This window comes from Streptomyces mayteni, assembly GCF_054783955.1.
Genome location: NZ_BAAGPR010000305.1, coordinates 1 through 549, shown reverse-complemented (window position 1 = coordinate 549; position 549 = coordinate 1). Strand labels below are relative to the sequence as shown.

Genomic DNA, 549 nt, shown 5'->3' with positions numbered 1-549 from the left:
GGGGCAGACGTAATCCATGACTTTGCCGTACCATCTCTAGGACTAAAGATTGATTGTACTCCAGGTCGACTGAACCAAGTATCCGTTATTACAGAACGAGAAGGAGTTTATTACGGACAATGTTCTGAACTTTGTGGTGTAATGCACGGATTCATGCCTATTGCAGTAGAAGCAGTATCACTTGATAAGTATCTAAGCTGGCTAGATTCACAATCATAATAATAATATCTAGAAACATAATAGACTCTATAATGTATATATATATATCATTGTATTGAGTACCTCTGATTAAAAATATCATAAAAAATGGCTATTCTAACATCACTATATAATCTTCTAGAAGTTCTTATTGTGCTTGTACCTATTCTTCTAGCCGTTGCTTTCATGACTATTATTGAACGAAAGGTTCTTGCTGCTATGCAACGACGAGTAGGACCTAATAAGGTAGGTTATTATGGAGTTCTACAACCGTTAAAAAATTTTTTATATAAAAAAGGCGAGCGGCTTTATCTCGTAAGAGGTGAATGAAAACAGAACTATATGCTGGAA

At 35.2% G+C, this 549-nt stretch carries 2 protein-coding genes; both read left to right on the top strand.

Annotation, left to right across the window (positions count from 1 at the left end; genetic code table 11):
- Positions 1-219 (top strand): cupredoxin domain-containing protein (locus ACYVPE_RS40005; protein WP_461038756.1); only part of this gene is annotated, 219 nt, incomplete at its 5' end.
- Positions 220-306: 87 nt separating this feature from the next.
- Positions 307-528, top strand: coding sequence for an NADH-quinone oxidoreductase subunit H (locus ACYVPE_RS40000; RefSeq protein ID WP_460624609.1), 222 nt, complete (start codon positions 307-309; stop codon positions 526-528).
- The last annotated feature ends 21 nt before the right edge of the window (positions 529-549 follow it).

Bases quoted from the DNA above. Each gene is read 5' to 3' on its own strand.
- ACYVPE_RS40000 (WP_460624609.1), top strand. From the start codon at position 307: ATGGCTATTCTAACATCACTATATAATCTTCTAGAAGTTCTTATTGTG.